Source organism: Bartonella sp. AU55XJBT (assembly GCF_028618525.1).
The window spans coordinates 1-1,882 of the sequence record NZ_JAQITC010000031.1; the positions used below are offsets into that span (position 1 = coordinate 1).

A 1,882-nucleotide genomic window follows, 5' to 3' on the forward strand; every position below is an offset into this window, starting at 1 on the left:
AAGAACAGGTGAGCGAACATTTTGACCATAAAACCATTGCTGAGATTGTTGAGAGCCTTGCCAAACGTCATGGTTATCAAGCAAAGGTCAGTCCCAAATTTACCAAACAAACCTTGCCTTATGTGGTACGCACCGATCAATCGGCGATTGATTTTTTAACCCGCCTTGCTGATCGGATGCAGGCGCGTTTTTTGATCAAAGACAATACGTTTTTATTTTTAAGTGGGGACAATCTCCCCCTCCAGACCATTCATCAACAGGAATGTTCCCATTGGGAATTTAGTCTCGAGCCGCGTACCCAATATGGCATGATAGAAGCACGGTATTTTGATCGCGCAAAAGGGCAACAACACGCCGTCAAACATCACACAGGGTATACGGGGCCCATTCGCCGTCTGCGGACGTGTTATCCTTGTGAGCAAGAAGCACAAGCAGCCGCTGCTTCTGAGTCGGATAGGCTTTGTCGAGCCATGGGTAGTGGTTCTTTAAGCCTTGAGGGGCGCCCTGAAATCATGGCGGGGCAACCGCTTTTGCTTCAAGGGTTTCGAGGCGAAATCAATGGTCCATGGCATGCTGCTACCGTGATCCATCGCTATGAAAAGCAAAGCGGATACACCACAGAAATAACTTTTGAGGCACCAAATCAAGGAGAGGAACAAAAATAGAGGCTGGGCTGGTCACCCAGCCAACGGGAGAAAGTTTTGCGACAACCCCGTCCGATGCGACTTAACTTAACATCGCAGCCACTTCTTATCACTTAAAGCAATGAGAAGACGGCTAATATAGATGAAAGAGTGTTAAAAAATGATGGACATACTTTACAAAGAAAAATTAAAATCTGTTAAACCCATCTCGCCAGCTACTGCTTATATTGGTGGAAAAATCAAGTTAGCCAAAACCATTATCAAAATCATTGAGGGCATTCCCCATCGCACTTATGCTGAACCTTTTGTTGGCATGGGAGGAATATTCTTTAGGAGAAAATTGATTCCCTTATATGAAGTTATCAATGATCGCTCCGGGGATGTGGTGAATTTTTTTCGGGTGTTGCAACGCCATTATCACCCTTTTATGGATCTGTTGCAGTTCCAGATTAGCAGCCGTGAGCTGTTTCAACGTTTTACTTCACAAGATCCAAGCACCCTTACGGATTTAGAACGGGCTTTGCGGTTTTTATATCTCCAGCGATTGAGTTTCGCTGGTCAGGTGGCTAAGCGTACATTTGGAGTTGATCCTAACCGTGGAGCAAGGTTTAATTCTTTGAAACTTGAGGACTTATTAAAGCTTATTTACCGCCGTTTAGCGGGTGTTACCATTGAACATTTAGATTGGTCTGATTTTATTGTGCGTTATGACCGGCCAAATACTTTGTTTTATCTTGATCCACCTTATTTTGGTGTTGAGGATTATTATGGCAAGGACTTGTTTAAGCGGGAGGATTACCAGACGATGTCTATGCTGCTTGCACAACTAAAGGGAAAGTTTCTTCTCTCTCTCAATGATGTGCCAGAGATTCGAAAAACCTTCAGTCAATTCCATATAAAAGAGGTGAGAACAATTTATTCCTGTAATTTGTCAAATAATGCGATTCCGGCGCAAGAGCTCATCATCTCAAATTGCAACTTTTAGGATGAAGAGAAAAGATGCATTAAAGGGTCTTTAAACAACCTTTGAAAGGACTTTGAAGACCCTTTGAGAACCCCTTAAAAATCATGTGAAGCAAAATAAATTGGTACAAAACCTAGTGTCAAACTACAGCTGGGAATTTACCCTTGAGCCACGCACGCAATATGGCACCATTGAAGCCTCTTATTTTGATCGCTCAAAAGGGCAACAATGCCAAGTCAAGCATCAGACAGGGTTCAGCGGTCCCGTGCGCTGT

At 43.6% G+C, this 1,882-nt stretch carries 2 protein-coding genes and 1 pseudogene; all 3 read left to right on the plus strand.

Going from position 1 to position 1,882, the window contains the following annotated elements; translation table 11 throughout:
- A partial coding sequence (locus tag PVV70_RS09625) for a phage late control D family protein (protein ID WP_273759011.1) occupies positions 1–665 on the plus strand: 665 nt, incomplete at its 5' end.
- 142 nt (positions 666–807) lie between these two features.
- Positions 808–1,629 carry a DNA adenine methylase gene (locus PVV70_RS09630; RefSeq protein ID WP_273759012.1) on the plus strand — a complete coding sequence of 274 codons (822 nt, stop codon included), beginning with the start codon at positions 808–810 and terminating at the stop codon, positions 1,627–1,629.
- A 127-nt stretch (positions 1,630–1,756) separates the two neighbouring features.
- Positions 1,757–1,882: pseudogene (locus tag PVV70_RS09635) on the plus strand (late control protein); the annotation flags it as partial.